At 75.1% G+C, this 22,904-nt stretch carries 27 protein-coding genes; 10 read left to right on the top strand and 17 right to left on the bottom strand.

The window, feature by feature from the left end:
* Positions 1-65: 65 nt before the first annotated feature.
* A complete protein-coding gene (locus tag HLV61_RS21280; protein ID WP_369259098.1) occupies positions 66-905 on the bottom strand; it encodes a GAF and ANTAR domain-containing protein in 840 nt (279 codons plus the stop codon).
* A 161-nt stretch (positions 906-1,066) separates the two neighbouring features.
* On the opposite strand from HLV61_RS21280, the gene HLV61_RS21275 reads away from it, so the two are divergent.
* On the top strand, positions 1,067-1,999 hold the full coding sequence (locus HLV61_RS21275) for an NmrA family NAD(P)-binding protein (protein WP_369259096.1): 933 nt from the start codon (positions 1,067-1,069) through the stop codon (positions 1,997-1,999).
* A 22-nt stretch (positions 2,000-2,021) separates the two neighbouring features.
* The gene (gene mgrA, locus HLV61_RS21270; RefSeq protein ID WP_369259094.1) at positions 2,022-3,053 is read left to right on the top strand and encodes an L-glyceraldehyde 3-phosphate reductase; all 1,032 of its coding nucleotides are present in this window, start codon (positions 2,022-2,024) and stop codon (positions 3,051-3,053) included.
* A 79-nt stretch (positions 3,054-3,132) separates the two neighbouring features.
* Here mgrA and HLV61_RS21265 read toward each other — a convergent pair whose 3' ends face one another.
* The 4 genes from HLV61_RS21265 to HLV61_RS21250 form a co-directional block, all read right to left on the bottom strand.
* Positions 3,133-3,573, bottom strand: coding sequence for a hypothetical protein (locus tag HLV61_RS21265; RefSeq protein WP_369259092.1), 441 nt, complete (start codon positions 3,571-3,573; stop codon positions 3,133-3,135).
* On the bottom strand, positions 3,570-3,827 hold the full coding sequence (locus HLV61_RS21260; RefSeq protein WP_369259090.1) for a hypothetical protein: 258 nt from the start codon (positions 3,825-3,827) through the stop codon (positions 3,570-3,572). Before HLV61_RS21260 ends, HLV61_RS21265 begins: the two co-directional genes overlap by 4 nt.
* A 94-nt stretch (positions 3,828-3,921) precedes the next feature.
* Positions 3,922-5,124: a cytochrome P450 gene (locus HLV61_RS21255; RefSeq protein ID WP_369259088.1), complete on the bottom strand. Its 1,203-nt coding sequence runs from the start codon at positions 5,122-5,124 to the stop codon at positions 3,922-3,924.
* 38 nt (positions 5,125-5,162) lie between these two features.
* Complete coding sequence (locus tag HLV61_RS21250; protein ID WP_369259086.1) at positions 5,163-6,140, bottom strand: PDR/VanB family oxidoreductase; 978 nt, start codon at positions 6,138-6,140, stop codon at positions 5,163-5,165.
* A 65-nt stretch (positions 6,141-6,205) separates the two neighbouring features.
* Between HLV61_RS21250 and HLV61_RS21245 the strand changes: the two genes are divergently transcribed.
* The 3 genes from HLV61_RS21245 to HLV61_RS21235 are packed head-to-tail and all read left to right on the top strand — an operon-like array spanning position 6,206 to position 8,362.
* Positions 6,206-6,964: an IclR family transcriptional regulator gene (locus HLV61_RS21245; RefSeq protein WP_369259084.1), complete on the top strand. Its 759-nt coding sequence runs from the start codon at positions 6,206-6,208 to the stop codon at positions 6,962-6,964.
* 9 nt (positions 6,965-6,973) lie between these two features.
* On the top strand, positions 6,974-7,534 hold the full coding sequence (locus tag HLV61_RS21240) for a putative glycolipid-binding domain-containing protein (RefSeq protein WP_369259082.1): 561 nt from the start codon (positions 6,974-6,976) through the stop codon (positions 7,532-7,534).
* 24 nt (positions 7,535-7,558) lie between these two features.
* Positions 7,559-8,362: an SDR family oxidoreductase gene (locus HLV61_RS21235; protein ID WP_369259080.1), complete on the top strand. Its 804-nt coding sequence runs from the start codon at positions 7,559-7,561 to the stop codon at positions 8,360-8,362.
* Positions 8,363-8,365: 3 nt separating this feature from the next.
* Here HLV61_RS21235 and HLV61_RS21230 read toward each other — a convergent pair whose 3' ends face one another.
* Positions 8,366-8,866 (bottom strand): MarR family winged helix-turn-helix transcriptional regulator, encoded by a 501-nt coding sequence (locus tag HLV61_RS21230; protein ID WP_369259078.1) that lies wholly within the window; start codon positions 8,864-8,866, stop codon positions 8,366-8,368.
* A gap of 87 nt (positions 8,867-8,953) precedes the next feature.
* Here HLV61_RS21230 and HLV61_RS21225 point away from each other — a divergent pair, with 87 nt between their 5' ends.
* Positions 8,954-9,631: a GTP cyclohydrolase II gene (locus tag HLV61_RS21225; RefSeq protein ID WP_369259076.1), complete on the top strand. Its 678-nt coding sequence runs from the start codon at positions 8,954-8,956 to the stop codon at positions 9,629-9,631.
* A gap of 44 nt (positions 9,632-9,675) precedes the next feature.
* Here HLV61_RS21225 and HLV61_RS21220 read toward each other — a convergent pair whose 3' ends face one another.
* The 7 genes from HLV61_RS21220 to HLV61_RS21190 are packed head-to-tail and all read right to left on the bottom strand — an operon-like array spanning position 9,676 to position 16,108.
* Positions 9,676-10,071, bottom strand: a complete 396-nt coding sequence (locus tag HLV61_RS21220; protein WP_369259132.1) for a VOC family protein — start codon at positions 10,069-10,071, stop codon at positions 9,676-9,678.
* 2 nt (positions 10,072-10,073) lie between these two features.
* Positions 10,074-11,261 carry an alpha/beta hydrolase family protein gene (locus tag HLV61_RS21215; RefSeq protein ID WP_369259074.1) on the bottom strand — a complete coding sequence of 396 codons (1,188 nt, stop codon included), beginning with the start codon at positions 11,259-11,261 and terminating at the stop codon, positions 10,074-10,076.
* Positions 11,262-11,273: 12 nt separating this feature from the next.
* Positions 11,274-12,020 (bottom strand): SDR family NAD(P)-dependent oxidoreductase, encoded by a 747-nt coding sequence (locus HLV61_RS21210; RefSeq protein WP_369259072.1) that lies wholly within the window; start codon positions 12,018-12,020, stop codon positions 11,274-11,276.
* Complete coding sequence (locus HLV61_RS21205; protein ID WP_369259070.1) at positions 12,017-12,979, bottom strand: fumarylacetoacetate hydrolase family protein; 963 nt, start codon at positions 12,977-12,979, stop codon at positions 12,017-12,019. Before HLV61_RS21205 ends, HLV61_RS21210 begins: the two co-directional genes overlap by 4 nt.
* Positions 12,979-13,917, bottom strand: coding sequence for a VOC family protein (locus HLV61_RS21200; protein ID WP_369259068.1), 939 nt, complete (start codon positions 13,915-13,917; stop codon positions 12,979-12,981). Before HLV61_RS21200 ends, HLV61_RS21205 begins: the two co-directional genes overlap by 1 nt.
* Before the next feature lie 50 nt (positions 13,918-13,967).
* Positions 13,968-15,098 (bottom strand): FAD-dependent oxidoreductase, encoded by a 1,131-nt coding sequence (locus HLV61_RS21195; protein ID WP_369259066.1) that lies wholly within the window; start codon positions 15,096-15,098, stop codon positions 13,968-13,970.
* A gap of 11 nt (positions 15,099-15,109) precedes the next feature.
* Positions 15,110-16,108, bottom strand: coding sequence for a cyclase family protein (locus HLV61_RS21190; protein WP_369259064.1), 999 nt, complete (start codon positions 16,106-16,108; stop codon positions 15,110-15,112).
* An 85-nt stretch (positions 16,109-16,193) separates the two neighbouring features.
* Between HLV61_RS21190 and HLV61_RS21185 the strand changes: the two genes are divergently transcribed.
* From HLV61_RS21185 to HLV61_RS21175, 3 genes are all read left to right on the top strand, one after another.
* Positions 16,194-17,141, top strand: coding sequence for a LysR family transcriptional regulator (locus tag HLV61_RS21185; protein ID WP_369259062.1), 948 nt, complete (start codon positions 16,194-16,196; stop codon positions 17,139-17,141).
* A 97-nt stretch (positions 17,142-17,238) separates the two neighbouring features.
* The gene (locus HLV61_RS21180; protein ID WP_369259060.1) at positions 17,239-18,486 is read left to right on the top strand and encodes an MFS transporter; all 1,248 of its coding nucleotides are present in this window, start codon (positions 17,239-17,241) and stop codon (positions 18,484-18,486) included.
* A 125-nt stretch (positions 18,487-18,611) separates the two neighbouring features.
* Positions 18,612-18,980, top strand: coding sequence for a VOC family protein (locus HLV61_RS21175; protein WP_369259058.1), 369 nt, complete (start codon positions 18,612-18,614; stop codon positions 18,978-18,980).
* Between the two features lie 3 nt (positions 18,981-18,983).
* On the opposite strand, the gene HLV61_RS21170 is transcribed toward HLV61_RS21175, so the two are convergent.
* The 3 genes from HLV61_RS21170 to HLV61_RS21160 form a co-directional block, all read right to left on the bottom strand.
* Complete coding sequence (locus HLV61_RS21170) at positions 18,984-19,139, bottom strand: hypothetical protein (protein WP_170149180.1); 156 nt, start codon at positions 19,137-19,139, stop codon at positions 18,984-18,986.
* Between the two features lie 309 nt (positions 19,140-19,448).
* The gene (locus HLV61_RS21165) at positions 19,449-21,020 is read right to left on the bottom strand and encodes a Na+/H+ antiporter (protein ID WP_369259056.1); all 1,572 of its coding nucleotides are present in this window, start codon (positions 21,018-21,020) and stop codon (positions 19,449-19,451) included.
* Positions 21,020-21,277 carry a ubiquitin carboxyl-terminal hydrolase 14 gene (locus HLV61_RS21160; protein ID WP_369259054.1) on the bottom strand — a complete coding sequence of 86 codons (258 nt, stop codon included), beginning with the start codon at positions 21,275-21,277 and terminating at the stop codon, positions 21,020-21,022. Before HLV61_RS21160 ends, HLV61_RS21165 begins: the two co-directional genes overlap by 1 nt.
* A gap of 134 nt (positions 21,278-21,411) precedes the next feature.
* On the opposite strand from HLV61_RS21160, the gene HLV61_RS21155 reads away from it, so the two are divergent.
* Positions 21,412-22,341, top strand: coding sequence for a hypothetical protein (locus tag HLV61_RS21155; RefSeq protein ID WP_369259052.1), 930 nt, complete (start codon positions 21,412-21,414; stop codon positions 22,339-22,341).
* Here HLV61_RS21155 and HLV61_RS21150 read toward each other — a convergent pair.
* Positions 22,338-22,850: a DinB family protein gene (locus HLV61_RS21150; protein ID WP_369259050.1), complete on the bottom strand. Its 513-nt coding sequence runs from the start codon at positions 22,848-22,850 to the stop codon at positions 22,338-22,340. The two genes, HLV61_RS21155 and HLV61_RS21150, sit on opposite strands and share 4 nt — an antisense overlap.
* Between the last annotated feature and the right edge of the window lie 54 nt (positions 22,851-22,904).

Here is a 22,904-nt window from a genome sequence, read left to right as displayed (position 1 = left end):
TCGACCACGTCGTCGCCTCCGCGGCGGGCCTGCCCGTCCCGGCCCGCCGACCCGGGCGGCGCGGGTCAGCCGCCGGTGCCGTCCGGCGCCGTCGGAACGGTGGCCCTCGGAGCGGTGGCCCTCGGAGCGGTGGCCCTCGGAGCGGTGACCGGCGCGGCCAGGACGCCGGTGGTGGACAGCTCCTCGGCGAGGTCGGCGAGCTTGCGGTTGGTGTACGAGGAGGCCCGGACCAGCACGGCGAAGGCCTGGTCGGCGGTGAGCCGGTGACGCTCCATGAGGATGCCCTTGGCCTGGCCGATGAGGTCCCGGCTGGCGATGGCGGTCCGCAGCCGGTCCTCGTGCTGCGCGCCGGCCAGCGCGACCGAGGCGTGGCCGGCGAAGACCAGGCCGATGCTCTCGGACTCCTCGCCGAACGCGGAGGTCCCCCGGGCGTAGAGGTTGAGCGCGCCGAGGTCGGACCCGGTGACGAACAGCCGGAAGCACAGCATGCTGCCGACGCCCAGCGCGGCGGCCTCGCCGGCGAACCGCGGCCACCGCCGCTCGCGGGAGACGTCGTCGATGCGGACCGTCCGCGCGGAGTAGACCGCGTCCAGGCACGGGCCCTCGCCGACCCGCTCCTGCAGCCGGTCGACCTCGCGCGGGAGGTCGCCGGTCGGCGCCCGGGACTCCACCCGCCGACGGCCGAGGACCAGCGTGATGCCGCAGTCGTCGGCCCCGGGGACCGAGCGCACCGCCGCGTCCGTGATCGCCTCGAGCGTCGCCGAGACGTCGCCGTGCTCGGCCTGCAGCGTGCGGGCGACCTGCTCCATGAGCCCACCGAGGTCGGTCGGCCCGCCGGGAGGCGGCACGCCGTGCGCCTCCTCGCGATGCGCGGACCGCCCGGAGCGGTCGGGACCCCCGGTCACGCTCCGGACGCTAGTCTCCGCGCCCGGCCCGGAGCTCGCCCCGGTCACCACGACCACGCCCATCTGCACTCCTGCCCTGACCGGTTCCGTACCGGCCCAGCATGGGTCAGCGTCCCGGCCGCTCCGCGCGGGGGCTCCCGCACCGACCTACCGTGGGGCCGGTGCCCCCCACCTCCGCCCTGACCACCGTCCTGCTCGCCGGCGCCACCGGGGACCTGGGCGGCCGGGTGGCCCGGGGACTGCTCGACCGCGGTGCCGCCGTCCGGGCACTCACCCGTCCCGGCTCGGACCCCGCGGCGGCCGCACGGGTCCGGAGCCTCGGCGCGACGGTGGTGGCGGCCGACTACGCCGACGCGGCGGCGCTGCAGGAGGCGTGCGCCGGTGCCGACGTCGTCGTCTCGGCCGTCAGCGGGCTGCGGCCGGTGGTCGTCGACGCGCAGTCCCGGCTGCTCGACGCCGCCGTCGCGGCCGGGGTGCCGCGGTTCGTGCCGTCGGACTTCTCCGCCGACCACCGCACCCTTCCGCCGGGCACCAACCGCAACCTGGAGCTGCGGCGGGAGTTCATGCTCCGGCTGGACGCCGCGCCGATCCGGGCGACCTCGGTGCTGAACGGCGCGTTCACCGACATGCTCACCGGCCAGGCGCCCCTGGTGCTCGTCGACCGCGGGCGGGTCCTCTACTGGGGCGACGCCGACCAGCCGCTGGACTTCACCACCAAGGACGACGTCGCCGGCTACACGGCCGACGCGGTCCTGGACGCGGCCGCACCGCGGTTCCTCCAGATCGCCGGCGACTCGGTGTCCTCGCGGGACCTGGCGGAGACGATGACCCGGCTCACCGGGCGCCGGTTCCGCCTCCTCTACGCCGGCGGGGTGCCGCTCCTGCGGGCCATGGCCGGCATCGGCCGGCGCATCGCCCCCGCGCCGGCGGAGCTCTACCCGGCCTGGCAGGGCATGCAGTACCTCCACAGCATGTTCAGCGGCGACGCCAAGCTGCACCTGCTCGCCAACGACCGCTACGGCCCGCGCTCCTGGACGACGGCGGAGCAGGTCCTCGCGGCCCACCTGTCCGGCGGCGACCGGGCAGCGGCCTGAGCGTCCCGGCAGGATCGCACCCATGACGTACGCCGCCGCCGAGAACCGCTACGACTCGATGACCTACCGCCGGACCGGCCGCAGCGGGCTGGACCTCCCGGCGGTCAGCCTCGGGCTGTGGCACAACTTCGGCGACGACGTCCCGCTGGACCGACAGCGCGCCATCCTCCGGCGGGCCTTCGACCTGGGGATCACCCACTTCGACCTCGCCAACAACTACGGCCCGCCCTACGGCAGCGCGGAGACCAACTTCGGCCGGCACCTGCGCGACGACTTCCGCCCGTACCGCGACGAGTTGGTCCTCTCCACCAAGGCGGGCTGGGACATGTGGCCGGGCCCCTACGGCCAGGGCGGCGGGTCGCGGAAGTACGTGCTGGCCAGCCTGGACCAGTCGCTGGCGCGGATGGGCGTGGAGTACGTCGACGTCTTCTACTCCCACCGGCCCGACCCGACGACGCCGCTCGAGGAGACGATGGGGGCGCTGGACACCGCCGTCCGGTCGGGCCGGGCGCTGTACGCCGGCATCTCGTCGTACTCGCCGCAGGACACCGCGAAGGCCGCGGCGATCCTGGCCGACCTCGGCACGCCGTTGCTGATCCACCAGCCGAGCTACTCGATGCTCAACCGCTGGATCGAGACCGAGGGCCTGCTCGACACCCTCGCCGACGTCGGCGCCGGGTGCATCGCCTTCTCCCCGCTGGCCCAGGGGATGCTCACCGACAAGTACCTCGGGGGGATCCCCGAGGGGTCGCGGGCCAGTCAGGGCAAGTCGCTCTCACCCGACCTGCTCACCGACGAGGCGCTCACGCACGTGCGGGCGCTGGGCGAGCTGGCCGCCGAGCGCGGGCAGTCGCTGGCGCAGATGGCGCTGGCGTGGGCGCTGCGCGACGAGCGGGTGACCAGCGTGCTCATCGGCGCCAGCAGCGTGACGCAGCTCGAGCAGAACGTCGGCGCGCTCGACCGGCTCGACTTCTCCGACGAGGAGCTCGCCCGCATCGACGGGCACGCCGTCGACGCCGGCATCGACCTCTGGGCCGGCGCCCGCACCGCCTGAGACACGCACCGCCTGAGACGCGCACCGGCCGCCGTCCCCGGGAGGGGCGGCGGCCGGTGCGTGCGGGGGGTGCCGTCGCTCAGCGCCGGCGGCGGCCGGCCAGGACGGCCAGCGCCACCAGCAGGAGCGCGGCGGCCACCGGGGCGGGACCGCTGCTGCGCAGGGCACCCGCCGGGTGCAGCCGCGCGCGGCGGGTGCCGAGCAGCGCCGAGCCGGCCGCCGAGTCGACGTCGGCCCCGAGGCTGAGCACCCGCCCCGACGGCCCGTCGAGCCGTGCGGTCAGGCCGTGGGCGGCCAGCGTGTCGGCCACCCGCGCCAGTTCCGCGCGGCCGGGGGCGGCCTGGGTCGCCGCCCCGCCGGCCACGCGGACCGCGGCGAACAGCCGCCGGACGTCCGGGGAGGTCACCTCGATCTCCGCGCCGGACGCCTGCACGCGCACGGGGACGCCGTCGACCTCGACGGAGAGGTCGGCGGTGACGTCGAGGGCGTGCTCCGGGGGACGGCCGCCTCCCGGGGTCATCCCCGGCTGGCGTTCTCGGCGGTGGTGATCCGCAGGGTGCCGTTGAGCTTCCAGGTGGCGCGCGGCGCCTCCGGCCCGGTCTCGCGCGGCACCTCGACGGTCATGTCGACGAACTCGTAGTTGATCGCCGCGCCCTTGCCGGTGAGGTAGGACCACATCTCCTTGCCGAGGTCGGCGAAGCTGGTCGTCTCGTGGGACTTGATGTCGCGCGGGCCCGTCGCGGCGTCGCGGGTGGTGGTGTCGGGGACGGTCATGGCGGACTCCTCTGCTCGGCGTTCCGGTCCCCTGACCCCTACCCCCGGGGAGGGGGTGCACACGACACGACCGCGCGCGAGCGGTCCCCGGGGCTCAGGCCGGCGTCATCCGGACCGGGATGCTCTCCCACGCGCGCAGGGTGTTGTTGTGGTGCCGCACCGGAGGGCCGGCGAGCTCGATCGTCCGCACCCGGTGGGCCAGCGCGGCGAGCATCGACTCGGCCTCCAGCCGCGCCACGTGCTGGCCGACGCACTGGTGGATGCCCATGCCGAACCCGACGTGCCCGGACGGGTCGCGGGAGAGGTCGAAGGCGTCGGGGGCGGCCCAGCGCCGCGGGTCGCGGTTGGCCGCGGCCAGGAACATGAGGATCTTGCGGCCCTCGGGGACGACCGCGTCGCCGATCCGGACGTCGGTGGTGGCGGCGCGGAAGAACGTCTGCACCGGCGACTCCCAGCGCACCGCCTCGTCGAAGGCGACGCGGGACAGGGACGGGTCCCGGCGCAGCCGTGCCCACTGGTCGGGGTGGGTGGCGAACGCGTAGAGGACGGCGGACAGCCCGTGCACGGTGGTGTCGACGCCGGCGGTCAGCAGTGAGCGGACGACGAGCGGCGCCATCTCCGGCGTGATGTCCCCGCGGTCGCTGGCCGCCCAGATGTCGGCGCCGAACCCCTCGGGCGCCAGCGCCTCCCGCCGGCACTGCGCGGCCACCCAGCCCGACAGCTCGGCCACCCGCGGTGTGCCCTTGGCCACCAGGTCGTTGGACGGGCCGAAGGCGTTGAACGCGTGGTCGCCGTAGGGCAGCAGGTTCTCCCGCCCCTCCGGTCCGATGCCCACCGCGTCGGGGAAGACCCGCAGCGGGAAGGCCGAGGTCAGCACGGGGACGGCGTCGAACTCGGTGCCCGCGGTGAGCACCTCGTCCACCAGCGCCTCGGCGTCGGCCCGCCAGGCCTCGTGCAGCTTCCGCAGCGCGCGGGGCCCGAGCACCTTCTGCAGCACCCGGCGGGGTGCGTCGTGCCGCGGCGGGTCGGCCTCGAGCAGCAGGCTCGGCGGCCGCCACGGCTCCTCGTAGCGGAAGTTGGACATGCCGACGCCGGCCGCCGACTGGAAGCCCTGCCAGTCGACCAGCGCCGCGTGCACCTCCGCGTACCGCGCCATGGCGAAGACGTCGTACCGGGACAGGTGCACCACCGGGCCGGCCTCGCGCAGCGCGGCGTGCATCGGCAGCGGGTCCTCGAGCACCTCGTGGGAGAACGGGTCGACGTCGCTGGTGGGGACGGTCGTGATGGTGGCGCTCATGGGGACTCCATCGCGGTCAGGGGCTCGGAGGTCGGGACTCAGAGGTCGAGGACGAGGCGGTCGTCCCGGGAGCGGGAGACGCACACGTACATGCAGTCGGCGGTGGCGCGCTCGTCGTCGTCGAGCAGGGCGTCGCGGTGGTCGGGACGGCCGGCCAGGACCGTCGTCTCGCAGGTGCCGCACACCCCTCGCCGGCAGGAGGACAGCACCTCGACGCCGACCCGGTTGAGCGCCTCGAGGACGGTGCTGCCCGGGTCCACGGTCACGGTCGTCCCGGTGCGGGCGAGCTCGACCTCGAACGGCGTGGTGCGCGCCGGGGCGCCGCCGTCCGCGGCGACGAAGCGCTCGGTGCGCAGCGTGTACGGGGGCCACGCCGCGCAGGCGGCCTCCATGGCGGCGAGCAGGGGGGCGGGGCCGCAGGAGTACACCCGGACGCCGGGCCGCGGTCGGCCGAGGAAGCCGGCGAGGTCGAGCAGGCCGGTCTCGTCCTGCGGCCGGACCAGCACGCGGTCGCCGTAGGCGGACAGCTCGTCGAGGAAGGCCATCGACCGCCGGGTCCGGCCGCCGTAGAGCAGCCGCCAGTCGGCGCCGAGCAGGTCGGCCTGGCGCACCATCGGCAGCAGCGGTGTGATGCCGATGCCGCCGGCCACGAACAGGTAGCCGTCGGCGGGCACGAGGGGGAAGTTGTTGCGCGGGCCGCCCACCCCGACCACGTCGCCCACCGCGAGCTCGCGGTGCACGTACGCCGAGCCGCCGCGGCTCTCCGGCTCGAGGAGCACCCCGACCCGGTAGGTGGTGGGGTCGAAACGGTCCCCGCACAGCGAGTACTGCCGGGTCAGTCCGTTGGGCAGCACGAGGTCGACGTGCGAGCCCGGCGTCCAGTCCCGCAGCCGCCCGCCCGACGGCGCGGCGAGGTCGAGGGTGAGGACGCCGTCGGCCTGCACCTGCTTGCCGACCACGCGCAGCGTGGCCACGTCGGCGCCGGCCGGTGCGGCGGTCGGGGTGGTGGCGGTCACACGCTCAGGGTGACGGCCACGTCTGTGACGTGGACAACGCCGTCTCAATGGACGAGAGTCCGACCGTGCCGCGCACCGCGACCGGGGAGTCCTCGCTGGCCCGCGCCGTCCGCGTCCTCGAGGCGTTCACCCCGGACGAGCCGGAGCTGGGCGTCACCGAGCTCGCGCGGCGGGCCGGCCTGCACGTGGCGACGGCGTCGCGGATCGTCGGGCAGCTCACCGGGCACGGCCTGCTCGAGCGGGCGCCCGACCGGCGGGTGCGCATCGGCATGCGGATGTGGGAGCTGGCCTCCCGGGCCTCGCCGACCCGCTCGCTGCACGACGCCGCGATGCCCTACCTGGAGGACCTGCACGCCGTCGTCGGCCACCACGCCCAGCTCGCGGTGCGCGACGGCGACGACGTGCTGTTCCTCGAGCGGCTGTCGGCGCGCGACGCCGTCGTCAACTACTCGCGGATCGCCGGGCGGCTGCCGGTGCACGTGTCGTCGTCGGGGGTCGTGCTGCTCGCCTACGGCCCGCCGGACCTGCAGGAGCGGGTGCTCGCCGCACCGCTGCAGCGCTACACGGTCGCGACGGTCACCTCACCCGCCCGGCTGCGGGCGCTGCTCGAGCAGGTGCGCCGGCAGGGGTGGGTGCTGCTGGCCGGCCACGTGCACGCCGACGCCGCCGGCGTCGCGGTGCCGGTGCGCAACGGGCTCGGTGAGGTGGTCGCGGCGCTGTCGGTGATCGTGCCGAACGACGATCGCGCCGCCTCGACGGTGCCGGTGCTGCTCGCCACCGCCCGCGGCATCGGCCGGTCCCTGGCCGTCGGTGGCGGCCCCTAGCCTCCGCGCATGGGAACCCGGGTGGTGGCGTGGCGGCGGACCGACGAGGACGCCGGGCACAGCCTGGCGCGCGTCGAGCACCGGGCCGGCGGCTGGCTGTTCTCCGGCACCGAGGTGCTGGCCGGCCCGGAGACGCTGCTCGCCTGCTCGTTCCGGGTGGAGGTCGACGACGCCTGGGCGACCCGCCGGGTGGAGGCGGCCGCGGTGTCCGCCGCCGGCGAGCGGCGGCTGGTGCTGACGGCCGGCGACGACGGCCGGTGGACCCGCGACGGCGAGCGGGCGCCGGACCTCGACGGCTGCGTGGACGTCGACGTCGCCGCGACCCCGCTGACCAACACCCTCCCGATCCGGCGGCTGGCGTCGCTGGGGGTCGGCCAGGAGGTGACCACGCCGGTGGCCTGGGTCGACGTGCCGGGCCTCGGGGTGACCCGGGTGGAGCAGACCTACCGGCGGCTGGGTCCCTCGCGGTGGCGGTACTCCGACGACGCGCACGGCGCCTTCGAGCTCACCGTCGACGACGACGGGCTGGTCGTCGACTACACCGGCATGGCCACCCGCGTCGCGGGCTGAGGACGATCGGGGTAGGACCGGGGCATGGAACTGAGGGACGCCGTCGTCGTCGTCACCGGGGCCGGCAGCGGCATCGGCGCCGCACTGGCCCGCCGCTTCGCCGCCGAGGGTGCTGCCGCCGTCGTCGTGAGCGACCGGGACGGCGACGCCGCCCGGCGGGTCGCCGCGGAGATCGGCGGGACCGCGGACACCACCGACGTCGCCGACGGGACCGCCGTCGCGGCGCTGGTGGAGCGGACGCTGGGCGAGCACGGCCGGATCGACCTGTTCTGCTCCAACGCCGGCGTCTTCTCCGGCGGCGGGGTGGAGACGCCTCCCGACGTCTGGCAGCAGGTCTTCGCCGTCAACGTGCTCGCCCACGTCCACGCGGCCCGTGCCGTGCTGCCGTCGATGCTCGAGCGGGGCAGCGGGTACCTGCTCAACGTGGCCTCGGCGGCCGGCCTGCTCACCACGCCCGGCGACGCCCCGTACACCGTGACCAAGCACGGTGCCGTCGCGTTCGCGGAGTGGCTGGCGGTCACCTACGGCGACCGCGGCATCGGCGTCAGCGCCGTCTGCCCGCTCGGGGTGGCCACGCCGCTGCTGCTCGACCCGCTGGAGGAGGGCGAGGCCGCGGCGGCCGTGGTGGTCGCCTCGGGGCGGGTCATCCAGCCCGACGACGTGGCGCAGTCGGTGGTCGAAGGGCTGGCCGACGAGCGCTTCCTCATCCTGCCGCACCCGGAGGTGGGCACCTACTGGGCGCAGAAGGCCGCCGATCCCGGGCGCTGGATCGCCGGCGTCCGCAAGCTCGTGCGGGCCACCTCCCGGGACCGGTCCGGGGACCGCTAGCCGCTAGCCGCGCCGGCGGGCCGCCGCCTCCAGAGCGACGGCCACCCGGCCCTCGGGGTCCAGGCGCTCCAGGACCGCCCCCGCGATCGCCTCGAGCTGGGAGACCTGCTCGGGGGTCAGGGCGTCGAAGACGTGCTCGCGGACCGTGGCCAGGTGCCCGGGCGCGGTCTGCCGGACCTTGGCCCAGCCGGCGTCGGTGAGGCGCGCGTTGGTGGCGCGCCCGTCGGAGGGGCAGGGCGCGCGCTCGACCAGGCCGCGCTCCTCCAGCCGGCGCACGACGTGGGACAGGCGGGGGAGCGTGGCGTTGGTGCGGGTGGCCAGCTCGGTCATGCGGAGGGTCCGGTGCGGTGCCTCCGACAGCATCGCGAGCACGTGGTAGTCGAAGTGGGTCAGCGCGGCGTCGCGGCGCAGCTGGCCGTCGAGGACGCCGGGCAGCAGCTCCACCACGGCGACGAGCCGCAGCCACGCCGCCATCTCGTCGTCGGTCAGCCACCGGGGTTCCACGGCGACATCGTCGCACCCCGGTACTTGTAGCTTCAAGTGTCGGCGACTACGGTGACACTTGTAGCTACAAGCGACCCGGAGGTCTGCATGACCCTCACCCTCGGCGCGGACCTCGTGTCCCCGGTACCGGCAGCGGCGGTGCGCACCCGTGTCACCGTGCCGCTGCGCTTCCCCGACGGATACGCGACGACGGCCGAGGTGGTCACCTTCGACGGGCTCGCCGACGGCCGGGAGCACCTGCTGCTCGGGCTCGGCGACTGGCGCGGCGCGCTGGCGCGCTCGGCGGCCGGGAGCGAGGCGCCGCTGGTCCGGCCGCACAGCGAGTGCCTCACCGGCGACGTCTTCGGCTCCGAGCGCTGCGACTGCGGCCCGCAGCTGCGCGAGGCGGCCGAGCGGATCACCGGGGCTGGCGGCTTCCTGCTCTACCTGCGCCAGGAGGGCCGCGGCATCGGCCTGTACGCCAAACTCGACGCCTACGCCCTGCAGGACGCCGGCCTCGACACCTACGAGGCCAACGTCGCGCTGGGCCGCGGCGAGGACGAGCGCGACTACACCGTGGCGGCGCAGATGCTGCAGGCGGTGGGCGCCGACCGGATCCGGCTGCTGTCGAACAACCCCGACAAGGCCGTCCAGCTCGAGCTGCTCGGCGTCGAGGTGACCGAGCAGGTGCCCACCGGCGTCCACCTGTCGCCGGCCAACGCCCGCTACCTGGCCGTCAAGCGCGACCACACCGCGCACACCCTCGACCTGTCCCTGGCGGGCTGACCGCCGAGCAGCTCAGCAGTGAGGTGCGGCAGCCCACTCGCTGCTCAGTTGACGACGTGCAGCTGGTCGATCCAGACGATCTCCCAGACGTTGCCGTCCGGGTCGGCGAAGCTGCCGGTGTAGCTGGCGTCCTCCTCGCGCGGGGGCAGCCCCGGCCGGCCGCCGGCGGCCTCCGCCTTCCCGACCAGCTCGTCGACCTCGCCACGGCTGTCCGCGGTGAGGGCGTGCACCGCCGTGGGGGCCTGGGCGGGATCGCCCGCGTCCCCGGGCAGCAGCGCGGCGAAGCGTTCCCGGGTCTGCAGCGACAGCACGAGCTCGTCGCCCAGCACCACCGCGGCCTCGCCCTCGTCGGAGGAGGTCTCCTCGATGCGGAAGCCGAGCGCCTCGTAGAAGGCCCGCGCCGCCGCGAGGTCGCGCACCGGCAGCTTGACGAACAGCATGCTCACGACGCCGCCCCGCGGCCCAGCTCGGCGAAGGTGTCGGCCACCCAGTCGGCGACGAACGTGCTCACGTACGGCAGGTGGTCCAGGCCGATGTGCTCGGTCGCGCCTTCCTCGGGGGTGAACACGCGCAGCTCCCGCTTGGGGGAGTTGACCGCCTGGTCGTAGGAGCGGTGCGCCATCTCCAGCGGGATCTGCCGGTCGTTGGCGCCGTGGGCGACCAGGAACGGCACGGTGATCTGCTCGACGACGCCCTCGAGGTTGATCCGGTCGGCGAAGTCGAGGAACCCGTCCAGGTCGTTCTCGTCGCCGTCGACGCCCCACACCCAGAGCACGTGCTCCCAGTAGTGCGGCACCGGCCGCTCGCCCTCGCGCCGGCGGCGGCGGCGCTGCACCGCGCCCCAGTCGTGGTTGGCGCCCCAGGCCACGCAGAGGGCGAAGCGCTTCTCGAACGCCGCCGCCCGCGGGGCGTAGTAGCCGCCCAGCGACCAGCCGACGACGCCGATGCGGTCCCCGTCGACGTCGGGCCGGGCCTGCAGGAAGTCGACCGCCGCCGCGCCCCACGCCTCGGTGTCGACCCGGGCGGTCAGGCCCTGCAGCCGCAGCGCCTCACCGGTGCCGGGCTGGTCGAGCATCAGGCAGGAGATGCCACGGGCGGCGAGCTCCTCCCAGTGGTTCGAGGCGTACATGTGCTCCTTGGTGGAGTCCAGCCCGTTGACCAGCACGACCACCGGCACCGGGCCGTCGTCGGCCGCCGGCGCCACGCTCAGGTAGGCCGGAAGCGTCGTGCCCTCGTAGGGCACCTCCACCCGCGACACCCGCGGGCTGTGCGTCTCGAACGCCCGCTGGGCGATCTCCAGCATCCGCCGGTAGGTCGGCACCCGGTCGGGGTCGGAGTGCGCGAGCATGCGCTCGGCCTGCGCGAGGTAGTTGCTGGCGCGGAACCACAGCTGCCCGGCGGTGCGGACGTGCCCCGCCTTCTCGGCCTCCTCGGCCTGGCCGACGAGCTGGTCGGTCAGCGCGGTCCAGGCGCGCAGGAAGTCCGGCGTCCCGGCGTCCTCGCCGGCGTTCGCGGCGTCCTTGATCGGCCGGCAGGCGCGGTCGACCTCGTCGATCAGCCCGCCGGAGTTCAGCGTGGCGACCACGCCGAGGTTCCAGGTGTAGGGGCCGGTGGGGAAGTACTCGAACACGGGTGGTTCCTCTCAGGTACGGACGGCGTCGCTGATCGACTTCACGCCGCCGTGGGCGGTCATGCCGCCGTCGACGGGGATCTCCGCGCCGGTGACGAAGGAGGCGCCGTCGCCGAGGAGGAAGGCCACCAGGGGCGCCACCTCGTCGACGGTGCCGGTGCGGCCGAGCGGGGTCTCGGCGAGGTTGGCGTCGCGGAACGCCGGGGCCGCCGAGGCGGTCATCGGGGTCTCGATGTAGCCGGGGTGCACGGTGTTGACGCGGATGCCGCGCGGGCCCAGCTCCAGGCAGGCGGCCTTCGCCAGCCCGCGCAGCGCCCACTTCGACGCCGTGTAGGCCACCGGGTAGTGGCCGGTCAGGGCCGCCACCGAGCCGACGACGACGATCGAGCCGCCGGCGGTCATCAGCGGGGTGAGCGCCTGGATGCCCAGCAGGGTGCCGGTCACGTTGACCTCCGACACCCGGGCGAGGTCGGCCGGGTCGAGGTCGCCCAGCCGCGCCCGCCAGGTGATCCCGGCGTTGGCGACCAGCCCGTGCACCCGGCCGTGCTCGGTCTGCAGGTCGGAGGCCAGCGCGGCCCAGCCGGCGGCGTCAGTGACGTCGAGCCGCCGGTAGATTGCGCCGCCGAGGTCCTCGGCCGGTGCAGGCCGCACGTCCGTGGCGACCACGGTGGCGCCCTCGGCGGTCAGCAGCCGGGCCTCCGCGGCACCCTGACCCTGGGCCGCGCCGGTGACGACGACGACCCTGCCGAGGAGGCTCACGCCGGGCGCGTACGGGTGCGCGGCCGGGGCCGGGCGGCGCGGACCGCGGGCAGGTCCACCCCGGGCACCACGCGGTTGCGGATCGTGCCGATGCCCTCGACGGTCATCTCCACGACGTCGCCGGGCCGCAGCGGGGGAGGCGCGGCGCCGCCGCGCCGACCCCACAGCTCGGCCAGGCAGCCGCCGTTGCCGCAGGTGCCGGAGCCGAGCACGTCGCCCGCGCGCACCTCGGTGCCGCGGGAGGCGTAGGAGACGAGCTCCTCGAACGGCCAGCCCATGTTGGAGAGCAGGTCCTGGCCGATCTCGGTGCCGTTGACGCTGACCCGCATGTCGAGCTGCAGGAAGCCCTCGGCGTCGCGGTACGGCTCGAGCTCGTCGGCGGTGACCAGCCAGGGCCCGAGGGTCGTGGCCGAGTCCTTGCCCTTGGCCGGGCCGAGCCGGACGGCCATCTCGCGGAACTGCAGGTCGCGGGCGGACCAGTCGTTGAGGACCGTGTAGCCGAAGACGTGGTCGCGGGCCTGCTCCGGGGAGAGCGAGGCGCCGTCCCGGCCGACGACGACGGCGACCTCGAGCTCGAAGTCGAACCGCTGGGACCCCGGGGGCACCGGGACGTCGTCGAACGCGCCGACGAGCGCGTACGGGTTGGTGAAGTAGAACGTGGGCGCCTGGTACCACTCCGGCGCGACGGCGTCGCCGCTCGGCGCCACCATCCCCTCGACGTGCTCCTCGAACGCGACGAAGTCGCGGACGGTCGGTGCGGCCAGCGGCGGCAGCAGCCGCACGGACCCGACCGGGATCGCCGGCCCGTCGAGCGCTGCGGTGCCGGCCTCGATCGCAGCGGGGAGCCCCGAGCGGACGAGGTCGAGCACCGTCGCCCGCTCGGGGAGTTCGTGGAGCCCGGCGTCGGAGACGACGCCGGCGGTGACCCGGCCGCCGGCCTCCCAGGTGGCGAACCGCATCAGACCGGGGGAGCGACGAAGAGACCCTTGTCGGGGTCGTTGAACGACTTCTGCGCGACGAACTCGTTCATCGCGTTCGCGGTGCCCCACTGGTCGCTGACCTCGGGGTTGCTGATGTCGTACACGTGCGGGTGCCAGGTGTCCTCGTCGACCAGCTCGAGCTCGGTCGTGTACTCGACGGTGTTGCCGTGCGGGTCGAGGAAGTAGCTGAAGGTGTTGTTGCCCGCCAGGTGCCGGCCGGGTCCCCAGATCTTCTCGACGCCGGCGCGCAGCAGGCGGCCGGTGCCGCGCATGTACTCGTCGATGCCGCGCATCTCGAACGAGGCGTGGTGCAGCGAGGGGTGCGGGCCGCGGGCGATGGCCATGCTGTGGTGCCATGCGTTGATCCGCATGAACCACATCATGCTGCCCATCCGCGGGTGCATGAGCGTGTCCGACAGGGCGAAGGCCAGGTGCTTCTCGTAGAAGGCGCGGGTGCCCTCGGGGTCGGCGGAGTTGAGGACGACGTGCGAGAGGCGCACCGGGATCGACTCGCCCTCCTCGATCTTCCGGTGCTGCCGGACGGCGACGTCGGAGCTGATCTCGACGGTGCGGCCCTCGTTGTCGAAGAACCGGAAGCCGTACCCGCCACCGGGGGTCTGCAGGGTGTCGGGCTCGCCGACGAGCTGCACGCCGTCGGCGGCGACCTGCGCGGCGAGGGTGTCGACGTCGGCCGGCGTCGCCACCCCGAAGGAGATCAGGTCGATCCGCTTGTCGGTGGCCTGCCGCAGCCGGACGACGTACTGCTCGGGCGATCCCTCGGCCGCCAGGAACGCGATCCCCGAGTCGCTGTGCTCGGCGGTCAGGCCCCAGGTGTTCGTGTAGAAGTCGAGCTGCTTGCCGAGGTCGGGCACGGCCAGGTCGACGTGCCGCAGGTGGGTGATCAGGCGCTGGGTCATGTCTGGCTCCAGGTAGGGCCTTCGTCGCGCCAAAGGCTCGACGGGGTGGGTCAAGCGGGCTGGGCGACGAGCTGGGCGATGGAGCGCATGAGCCCCGGGATGTCGCCCTGCACGTGGTCGAGCTGCCACTGGGCGAGCTGGTTGGAGGCGTCGACGACGGTCTTCGCGCGGTCGAACCGGCGGGCGTGGAAGGCGTCCCACAGGTCCTGGTCGAGCACGTCGCGGGTGCGCAGCAGGTCGGTCAGCGCGTAGGCGTCCTCCAGCGCCATCGCCCCGCCCTGCGCGATGGTCGGCGGGCAGGTGTGCGCGGCGTCGCCGATGAGGACGACGCGGCCGCGGTTCCACGGCGCGGGCAGCACGTGCGTCTCGAACCAGGTGTAGTTCACCCGGGACGGGTCGGTGAGCTGCTCGCGGATCTCGTCCCACGGCCCGTGGTAGGCCGCGGCGAGCTCCTTCATCGTGGCGAGCTGCTGCTCGGGCGTGAGCGTGGAGCGGTCCTGCGCCGGCTCGACGATGTAGGCGTAGAGGGAGTCCTCGCTGGTGGGGCAGTAGCCGGCGATGAACGAGGGCCCGCCGTAGTACAGGTCGGTGCGGGTGACGCTCGCCGGCCGCGGGCCGAACGCCCGCCAGATGCCCATGCCGACCGGCCGGGTCTCCAGCTCCACGCCGATCGCGCGGCGGGTCCAGGACCGCAGCCCGTCGGCGCCGACGACGAGGTCGTAGCGGCCGGTCGAGCCGTCGGCGAAGGTGACGTCGACGCCGGCGTCGTCCTGGGTGAGGGCGGTGTGGGTGGTCCCGCACCGCACCTTCACGCCCACCTCGGCGGCGCGCTCGGTGAGGATGCGCGCCAGCTCCGGGCGGGGCATGCCCATGGCGGCGGGCAGGTCGGGGCCGCCGGTGCGCGCGTCGGGGACCTCGGCGACGATGCTGCCGGCCGGGTCGGGTGCGCGGATGCCGGTGACGTCGAAGGCGTAGCCGGCGGCCTGCACCTGCTCCCAGACGCCCAGGTTGCGCAGCTCGCGCAGCGCGTTGCCCTGCAGGGTGATGCCCGAGCCCAGCGCGGCGGTGTCGGGCTTGATCTCGACCAGGTCCACGGCGACGCCGGCCTCGGCCAGGCGGATCGCGGTCGCGGCGCCGGCGAGACCGGCCCCGACGACGAGGACGGTGCTGACGGCGGGCACGGGTGCCTCCTTCACTTGACGGCGATCGGGTTGACCGGGGCGCCGACCGCGCCGGTCACCGGCAGGGGTGCGGCGGTGAGCCAGAAGTCGTAGCGCCCGTCCTCGGCGCAGTCGGCGGCGAGCGCGTCGAGGTCCCACATCTCCCCGAGGAACAGGCCGATGTGCGGGATGGCGATCTGGTGCAGCGGCTGGAAGGCCTCGTCGAACTCGTTGGGGCGCACCTCGAAGCCCCACGTGTCGGTGGCGATGCCGGCGATCTCGGTGCCGTGCAGCCAGTCCGCGGTGGTGAAGGACAGGCCCGGGGCGGCGCCGCCGGCGTAGTCGCCCCAGCCGCGTCCCTCGGCGATGTCGCGGCGGGCGCGGGTGAGCCGGCCGGTGCGCACGAGCAGCAGGTCGCCGCGGCCGACGCGCGCGGACCCGCCCTGCGCGGCGATCGTCGCCTCGAGGTGCTCGGTGGTGATGGCGAACCCGTCGGGCAGCTCGCCGTCGGTGCCGAGGGCCCGCCCCACGTCGAGCAGCACCCCGCGGCCGGCGATCAGGGAGGCGACGGTCTCGATGCCGGTCACCGAGTCGCCCATGCTGGTCACGACGTCGCCGGCGCGGCGGCCGTTCCAGGCGTTGCCGTGGTCGAAGATGTGCCCGAGGCCGTCCCACTGGGTGGAGGCCTGCAGCGGCATGGCGATGAAGTCGTCGGCGCCGCCGATGCCGTGCGGGAAGCCCTGCACGTTGCGCTCGGCGTCGAGCCCGGTGTCGGTCATGGTGTGGACGGGGTTGACGCGCCGCCGCCAGCCCTTCTGCGGGCCGTCCGTGTCGAAGGTCTGCGACAGCGAGAAGCTCACGCCCCGGCGGACCAGCGCCGCACCCTCGCGCCGCTTGGCGTCGTCGAGGAGGTTCAGCGTGCCGATGACGTCGTCGGCACCCCACCGGCCCCAGTTGGAGACGCGCTTCGCCGTCGCGGCGATCGCCCCCTCGGGGTCGCTGCGGTCGAGGCGGTCCGGGAACTCGTGCACGGTGACGACAGTGGTGCAGCCCACAGGGGTGAGGGAAGACGAGATGTCTGATGTCCGGCATCGACGACGTCGATAGCGTGGGCCGGTGAACCTCGCCGGCCTGGACCTCAACCTGCTGGTGTCCCTCGACGCGCTGCTCCAGCAGCGCAGCGTCACGCGGGCCGCGGCGCAGATGGGGCTCAGCCAGCCGGCCCTCTCGGCGTCGCTGGCCCGGCTCCGCCGCCACTTCGGCGACGAGCTGCTCACCCGCGTCGGCAACGAGTACCGCCTGACGCCGCTCGCCGTGCAGCTCCGGGAGCTCGCCCGGATCGCCCTGTCGGGTGTCGAGCGGGTGTTCTCCGCCCAGCTGGAGTTCGACCCGGCGTCGTCGACCCGCGAGTTCACCCTGCTGGTCAGCGACTACGTCGTCACGGTGCTCGGGGACACCGTGGCCGGCCTGCTGGCCGAGGAGGCGCCGCACACCCGCCTGCGGCTGGGCACGCACTCCCCGGCGATCGTGGACCGGGCGGAGCAGGCGCTGCTGTCGGCCGACCTCCTCTTCCTGCCGCCCGGGTTCCTCACCGACCTGTCCCGCCGCGACCTGTACCGCGACGAGTGGGTCTGCGTGGTGGCCGCCGACAACCCCGTCGTGGACGCCGGCCTGACCGTCGACGACCTGGAGACCCTCCCGTGGGTGGTCACCTACCACGGGCCGACGGCGTCGACCCCGGCCGCGCGCCAGATGCGCATGCTGGGGATCGAGCCGCGCGTCCAGGTGGTGACCGAGAGCTTCCTGACCGTGCCCGCGCTGGTGTCCGGCAGCGACCGGATCGCGCTGCTGCAGCGCAGGCTCGTGGACCTGCTGCCCCTCGACACCGGCATCCGGGCGCTGCCGTGCCCGTTCGACGCCGGACCGCTCATCGAGGCGATGTGGTGGCACCCCGTCTTCGACGACGACCCCGAGCACGCCTACCTCCGGGACCTGGTCGCGCGGGCTGCCGACCTGGCCGCGGGGGAGCGGCCGGTGGGTATCGACCTGGTCGATGAGGCGTAGCACGAGAAGTGATTTCCGCTCGACCCCCGGCGTCCTGACACTCCTCCTCCAGTGATGCCGGTCACCGGGACCGGCACGCCCGTCGATGGAGACGCCCGTGTCGGAGAACGTCCTGAGCCCTGAGCGGCCGGCCGAGGAGCCGCTGGCCGGCGAGGTCGCCGTCGATCCCGTCACGGGGCGGCCGGCCGGCCGCGCACAGGCGCTGGTCCTGCTGCTGTCCAGCTGCCTGGCCGTCCTGGGCGCCGTGCTGCTCGCGCCCGTGCTGCCCCGCATCCAGGACGCCTTCGCCGACACCCCGGGGGTCGAGGCGCTGGCGCCGGTCGTGCTGACCGCGCCGGCGCTGGTCATCGGCCTCACCGCGGTGATCGCCGGCCGGATCGTCGACCGGGTGGGCCGCAAGCGCCTGCTCGTCGGCGCGCTCGTCGTCTACGCGTTCGTGGGCACCGCGCCCGTGTGGCTGTCCTCGCTCGAGCTCATCGTGGCCAGCCGCGTGCTCCTCGGCCTCACCGAGGCGGCGATCATGACCTGCTGCACGACCCTGCTGGCCGACTACTTCCACGGCTCCCAGCGCGAGAGGTACTTCGGCCTCCAGGTGGTCTTCACCACCGTCGCCGCGACGGTCTTCTTCGGGGTCGGAGGCGCGCTCGGCGCGGCGGACTGGCGGACGCCGTTCTGGCTGTACGCGGTCAGCCTGCCGCTCGCCGTCGCCGCCGCCAAGCTGATCTGGCAGCCGGCCCCGCGGGTGCAGGCGGCAGCACGCGCCGAGAAGCTGCCGGCCCTGCCGTGGCGCCGGCTCGCTGCGCCACTCGGCGTGTCCCTGGTGGGTGGGCTGGTCTTCTACGTCCTGATCGTCCAGCTGTCCTTCAAGCTCGACGACATCGGCGTCGAGTCCACGGCGGTCATCGGTGCCGCCAGCGCGATCGCGTCGGTGGGCACCGCGGTCGGCGGGATCCTCTTCGGCCGGCTGGCCAAGCGCGGTCCGGCGGTCCTCGTGCCGCTCGCCTTCGCCCTCTCCGGTGTCGGCATCGTCGGACTCGGCCTGTCCTCGGCGGTCCCTGCGGTGATCGCGTTCGCCGTGATCACCGGTTTCGGCAACGGGCTGATCCTGCCGTCCCTGCTCACCTGGGCCCTCGGCTCGCTGAGCTTCGAGCAGCGCGGCCGGGGCACCGGGATCTGGACGTCGGCCTTCTTCATCGGGCAGTTCTTCTGCCCGCTGGTCGTCCTCGCGCTCACCGGCGCCCTCGGCGGTCTCGGCACCGCGCTGGCCGTCCTCGGCGCGGTGAGCCTGGTGGCCGCGGCCGGCGTGCGTCTCGCTCGTCCGACGGCGGTCGCCGCCGCGCACTGAGCGCCCGCACCCCCGGTGCCCCCGGCCCGCCGTCCGCGGGCCGGGGGCACCGTCGTGTCCGCACCGCTGGACCGGCGGTCGTGGCGTCCGCTGCACTGGGTGGCCCGCCGTACGAGGAGGTCCCCGTGGACGTCACCGTCGTCTCCGTCCCCGTCAGCGACCAGGGCGTCGCCCTGCGGTTCTGGACCGAGCAGGTCGGCCTCGCGGTGGTGCGCGACGCCGAGTTCGCGCCGGGCATGCGCTGGGTGCAGGTGGGCGCGCCCGGTGCCGCGACGACACTGACGCTGGTCACCTGGTTCGACCGGATGCCCCCGGGTTCACTGCAGGGTCTGGTGTTCGAGGTCGACGACGTCGACGCGGAGTACGCGCGGCTCGCCCGGGCGGGCGTGCCCTTCGAGGGGCCGCTGCGCACCGAGGCCTGGGGGCGGCAGGCGGTGTTCGTCGACCCCGACGGCAACGGCTTCGTGCTCAGCAGCCGCGCCCACGCCGGGTGAGGCTCAGCGGCGGATGCCCCTCCGGGCGCCGATCGCGGCGGTGACGAGGAAGGCGGCCAGGCCGACGACGACCAGCCAGAACAGGCCCTCCACCACCCAGCCGATGACGGTCACGACGATCCAGACGACCAGCAGCAGGCCGAGCAGTCGCAGCAGCACGGGGACCTCCGGACGCCGGTGCGGGTGTGTGTGGCCAGCCTAGGGCGAGCGTGTGCGCCGACGCCGCCCTCTCGCGCACGGGACACGGCGTCGGCGCACACCGTCGCCGTTCCAGCGGCAGCCGGGGACGCCGGACGCCCCCGCCCTGCGCGGGGCAGGACGGGGGCGTCCGTGGTGGTGGAGTAGCAGTCGGCCAGACCCCCGAGCATGGCCGCCGACTGCACGCGCCGACCGCAAGGGAGGTTGCCAGGTGCAACCGCTTCAGGACAAGGGGTGACACCCGGGAGTGCCACGTCCGGCGGTCGACGGCTACTCGCGCAGGAGCGTGACCTCCTCCAGGTCCATCTCGTGCTGCACCCGCCGGAAGACCTCGTCGTCGATGCGCCGCTGGTCGCGGTACCGGACGAACACCTCGCGCTCGGCCTCGAGCATCGCCCGGCGCAGCCGCCGGTAGACCGCGCTCGGCGTCTCCCCGCCGCCGGCGATCGGCCCGCCCAGTCGCTCCCACGCCGCGTTGGTGCGCGCCTGCACGCGGTGCCGCAGCTCGGCCACGGTGGCGGCGTGCAGCGGGTCGCCGTCGTCGAGGTCGTCGAGCCGGGCCACGGCGGCGCGTCCGGCGTCGTTCTGCGCCTGCGCCTCGGCCAGGGCGTCGGCCGCCTCCTCCGAGCCCTGCACGCCCAGCCGCCGGATCACCGTGGGCAGCGTCAGCCCGTGCAGCAGGAGGGTTCCCACCGTGACCACGAAGGTCAGGAAGACGACCTCGTCACGACCGGGGAAGGGGGCGCCGGACGACGTGGTCAGCGGGATGCCGGCCGCCGCGGCCAGCGAGACCACGCCGCGCATCCCCGCCCAGGACACGACCGCGGCGTGCCGCCAGGACGGCGACGTCCAGCCCGGCCGGCGGCGGGCCAGCGGCCGCAGGTACGTGGTGGGGAAGACGAACGCCACGCGGGCCACCAGGGCGACCAGGACCAGGAACAGGCCGACCGCCGTCAGCGTGCCGACCGCCGGGCCGACGCTGCGGACCACCGCGGCCAGCTGCAGGCCGATGAGCGCGAACACCGTCGCCTCGAGCACGGTGTCGGCCGCCTGCCAGACCGCGCGGTCCTGGATCCGCGCCACCGGGTGGGCGGCGGGGGAGCGGTGGCCGAGGTAGAGGCCGGCCAGCACGACGGCGAGGACGCCGGAGGCGTGCACCTCCTCGGCGACGACGAAGCCGACGAAGGGCACCAGCAGGCCGAGCGCGCTCTCCAGGACGCCGTCGCGCAGCAGCCGCCGCACCCGGTGCACCAGCCAGCCGAGCGCCCAGCCGATCGCGGCACCGCCGACGGCGGCGAGCACGAAGACGCCGAGCCCCTCCGCGATGCCGTAACCGGCGCCCGCGGCGACGGCGACCGCGACCCGGTAGGCGGTCAGCGCGGTGGCGTCGTTGACCAGGCTCTCGCCGCCCAGGATGGTCATCACCTTGCGCGGCAGGCCCAGCTGGCGGCCGACGGCGCTGGCCGCGACGGCGTCCGGCGGGGCGACGACGGCGCCGAGCACCAGCGCTGACACCAGGGGCAGGCCCGGCACCAGCCACCAGGCGGCCACCCCGACCGCGACGGTCGTGAGCAGCACCGCTCCCACGGCGAGCATGCCGATCGCCCGCACGTTGTCCCGCAGCCGCAGGTAGGAGCTGTCCAGCGCCGCGGAGTACAGCAGCGGCGGCAGGACCAGCGTGAGGATGAGCTCGGGGTCCAGCGCGTAGTCCGGGACGCCGGGCACGGCCGACACGGCCAGCCCGACGAGCACGAGCAGCAGGGGCGGGGAGATCCCGAGCCGCCGGGCCAGCGCGCTGACGGCGAAGGACCCGGCGAGCAGACCGACGAGCGGCAGCTCCATCAGACCAGCGCCTGGTCCACGTAGCACCAGCGCCAGGACTCACCCGGCTCGACCGACCGGATCAGCGGGTGGCCGCTGGCACCGGAGTGGGCGGTGGCGTGCCGGTTCGGCGAGGAGTCGCAGCAGGCCACGTGCCCGCAGGTCAGGCACATCCGCAGGTGCACCCACCGGCTGCCGATGGCCAGGCAGTCGGTGCAGCCCTCGGTCGAGTCCGCCGTCACGTCCTGGACCTGGTCCAGGTGCCCGCAGGTCGTCATCGCGGTTCCCCCCTCGTCGCACTCGGTCACCGGGAGTCGTCCACCCGCGTGACGGGGGCGGCAACGTCCTGCGGCCGGTCCGCTCTTCCCGTGGCAGGGTCGGCGGCGACCGTGCCGGCAGGGGAGGGGGTGCCGTGGACCTCGAGGAGGTCGCCGGGGAGCTCTACGCCCTGCCGCCCGAGGGCTTCGTCGCCGCCCGCACCGAGGCCGCGCGCCGGGCCCGCGCCGCCGGGGACCGCGGCCTCGCCCGGGAGATCGGCGCGCTCGGGAAGCCCTCGACCGCGGCGTGGGCCTGCAACGCCCTCGTGCAGGAGGCGCCCGACGAGATCGCCGGGCTGGTCGAGCTCGGCGACCTGCTGCGCGAGGCCCAGCAGACGCTGGCCGGTGACGAACTGCGGCAGCTGGGCACCCAGCGCTCCCGGCTGCTGGCCGCCCTCACCCGCCAGGCCCGGGCGGTCGCCGCGCGGCGGGGGCACCCGCTCAGCGACGCCGTCGCCGACCAGGTCGAGGAGACGCTGCGGGCGGCGCTGGCCGACCCGGACGCCGGCGAGGCGCTGCTGGCCGGCCGGCTGACCGCGCCGCTGTCCACCCGCGGCACCGGCTTCGGCAGCCGCCCCGACCTGCGGGTGGTGCCGCCGCCGCGTCCCGGGCGTCCGGCCCCGGCCTCCCGGCCGCGGGGGACCGGGCGGGAGGACGCCGCCCGCCGGGCGGCGGAGGAGCGGCGGCGCGCCGCGCAGGAGCGCCGGGAGCAGGAGCTGGCCGCCGCCCGCGAGGAGGCGGAGGAGGCGCAGCGGGCCGCCGCCGAGGCGGAGGAGGCCGCCCGGGCCGCCGCCGAGCGGGCCGGGCGGGCCGCCCGCCGGCAGGAGGAGCTCACCGCCCGCGCCGAGGAGCTGGCCGCCGAGCTCGAGCGCGTGCGCGCGGAGGCCGCGTCGGCCGAGGCGGAGGCCGCGCGGGCCGCCCGGCGCTCGGCGTCGGCCGACCGGGTGGCGGAGCGGGCGGCCGACGACCGCGACTCGGCCGCCGCCCGCGTGACCGAGCTGGAACAGGCGCCGCTGCCGGACTAGCCCATCGTCTTCTGCCCGTCGAGCGACTCCCGCAGGATGTCGGCGTGCCCGGCGTGCTGGGCGGTCTCGGCGACGACGTGCAGGAACACCCGGCGGGCCGAGCGCACCGCACCGGGGGCGAACCACGGCGCCTCGGGCAGCGGGTGCGCGGAGTCGAGGTCGACGGTGCGGACCAGCTCGTCGGTGCGGGCGGCGACGTCGTCGTAGTGCGCGAGGACCGACTCCAGCGTCTCGCCGGGCTGCAGTCCCCACTGCCCGGCCCACTCCTCCGGCGACTGCTCCATCGCCGCGGTCCCGCGGACCACGAAGTCGGCCCACGACGCCTCGGTGGCGGCCACGTGCTTGACGATGCCGGCGAGCGTGAGCTCGCTGGCGGTGGTGCGCCGGGTGGCCTGTTCGGTGCTCAGCCCCTGCACGGTGACGCGCAGGAAGTACCGGTGCGCGGCGAGCGTCTCGAGCAGGTCGGCCCGCTCGGCGGTCAGGGTGGCAGGGGCGGTCGGGGTGGTCACGGGATCCTCCAGGAGTCGTCCGGGCTGGTGAGGACCATGCTCCCGGGTATTGCG

It is taken from the genome of Geodermatophilus amargosae (assembly GCF_041028265.1).
GTDB lineage: Bacteria > Actinomycetota > Actinomycetes > Mycobacteriales > Geodermatophilaceae > Geodermatophilus > Geodermatophilus amargosae_A.
The sequence above is the reverse complement of the archived record's forward strand: the minus strand, read 5'-3'. Positions and strand labels throughout refer to the sequence as shown.